Source organism: Inquilinus sp. NPDC058860 (genome assembly GCF_042743185.1).
GTDB lineage: Bacteria > Pseudomonadota > Alphaproteobacteria > DSM-16000 > Inquilinaceae > Inquilinus.
Genome location: NZ_JBHYMS010000138.1, coordinates 1 through 2027, shown reverse-complemented (window position 1 = coordinate 2027; position 2027 = coordinate 1). Strand labels below are relative to the sequence as shown.

General features: G+C 68.4%; 2 protein-coding genes. Both read left to right on the top strand.

The features are described 5' to 3' along the window. A partial coding sequence (locus ACFW16_RS36065) for an S-(hydroxymethyl)glutathione dehydrogenase/class III alcohol dehydrogenase (protein ID WP_380313922.1) occupies window positions 1-1086 on the top strand: 1086 nt, incomplete at its 5' end. Then, window positions 1086-1934 (top strand): S-formylglutathione hydrolase, encoded by an 849-nt coding sequence (gene fghA, locus ACFW16_RS36060; RefSeq protein WP_380313921.1) that lies wholly within the window; start codon window positions 1086-1088, stop codon window positions 1932-1934. The genes ACFW16_RS36065 and fghA, both read left to right, overlap by 1 nt. Window positions 1935-2027 lie beyond the last annotated feature (93 nt).

Below are 2027 nucleotides of genomic sequence, written 5' to 3'. Positions count from 1 at the left end.
CTGGAGATCATGGAGGTGGACCTGGAGGGCCCGAAGTTCGGGGAGGTGCTGGTCGAGATCAAGGCGACCGGGATCTGCCACACCGACGAGTTCACGCTGTCGGGGGCGGATCCGGAAGGGCTGTTCCCGTCGATCCTGGGGCATGAGGGCGCAGGGGTAGTGGTCGATGTCGGGCTGGGCGTGACCAGCCTGGCCAAGGGCGACCATGTGATCCCGCTGTACACGCCGGAATGCCGGCAGTGCCCGTCCTGCCTGTCGCGCAAGACCAACCTGTGCACGGCGATCCGGTCGACCCAGGGCCAGGGGCTGATGCCGGACGGCACCAGCCGGTTCTCGCTCGGCAAGGAGAAGATCTTCCACTACATGGGCTGCTCGACCTTCTCGAACTTCACGGTGTTGCCGGAGATCGCGCTGGCCAAGGTCAACCCGGACGCGCCGTTCGACAAGATCTGCTACATCGGCTGCGGCGTGACCACCGGCATCGGTGCGGTGATCAACACGGCGAAGGTGGAGGAGGGCGCGACCGCGATCGTGTTCGGGCTCGGCGGCATCGGGCTGAACGTGATCCAGGGTCTGCGGCTGGCCGGGGCCGACATGATCATCGGCGTCGACCTGAACAACTCGAAGAAGGAATGGGGCGAGCGCTTCGGCATGACCCATTTCGTCAACCCCGGCGAGGTCGAGGGCGACCTGGTGCCGTATCTGGTGAACCTGACCAAGCGGGGCGCGGACCAGATCGGCGGGGCCGACTACACCTTCGACTGCACCGGCAACACCAAGGTGATGCGGGCGGCGCTGGAGAGCAGCCATCGCGGCTGGGGCCAGAGCATCGTGATCGGCGTGGCCGGTGCGGGGCAGGAGATCTCGACCCGTCCGTTCCAGCTGGTGACCGGGCGGGTGTGGAAGGGCACGGCCTTCGGCGGGGCGCGGGGCCGGACCGACGTGCCGAAGATCGTCGACTGGTACATGTCGGGCAAGATCGAGATCGACCCGATGATCACGCACAAGCTGCCGCTGGAGCGGATCAACGAGGGCTTCGACCTGATGCATGAGGGCAAGTCGATCCGCACGGTGGTCGAGTTCTGATGGCGGAGCTGGTCACACGAGCCAAGCACCGGGCCTTCGCCGGCGAGGTCGGGTTCTACAGCCATGCCTCGGCCGAGACCGGCGGCGAGATGCGGTTCGCGGTCTACGTGCCGCCGCAGGCGCAGGAGCGGCCGGTGCCGGTGCTGGTCTACCTCGCCGGGCTGACCTGCACCGAGGAGACCTTCATCATCAAGGCCGGCGCCCTGCAGCATGCGGCGGAGTTCGGGCTGATGCTGGTGGCGCCGGACACCAGCCCGCGCGACCGGCGCCATCCGGGCGACGACGAGAGCTGGGATTTCGGGCTCGGGGCCGGGTTCTATCTCGATGCGACCGAGGCACCCTGGCGCGACGGCTACCGGATGCACGGCTATGTGACGCGGGAGCTGCCGGAGATGATCGGCAAGCACTTCCCGGCGCGGCGCAGCGCGATGGGGATCTTCGGGCATTCGATGGGCGGGCACGGGGCGCTGGTGGCGGCGCTGCGCAACCCCGGGCTCTACCGGTCGGTGTCGGCCTTCGCGCCGATCGCGGCGCCGTCGCAATGCCCGTGGGGGCAGAAGGCGTTCTCGCGCTATCTCGGGGCCGATCAGTCCCACTGGGCGCAGTGGGACGCGACGGCGCTGGTCGAAGGCGGGGCGCGGTGCCCGGACCTGCTGATCGACCAGGGCGAGGCGGACCAGTTCCTGGAGCGCGAGCTGCACCCGCATCTGCTCGAGGCGGCCTGCCGCAAGGCCGGGCAGCCACTGACCCTGCGCCGCCACCCCGGCTACGACCACGGCTACTACTTCATCTCCACCTTCATCGCCGACCACATCCGCCACCATGCCGGGGTGCTGAACCAGGGGTGACGGCTTCCCCCTCCTTGTCATTGCCGGGCTTGACCCGGCAATCCAGAGGGTGTCGACAATCCCTGGATGCCCGGGTCGAGCCCGGGCATGACA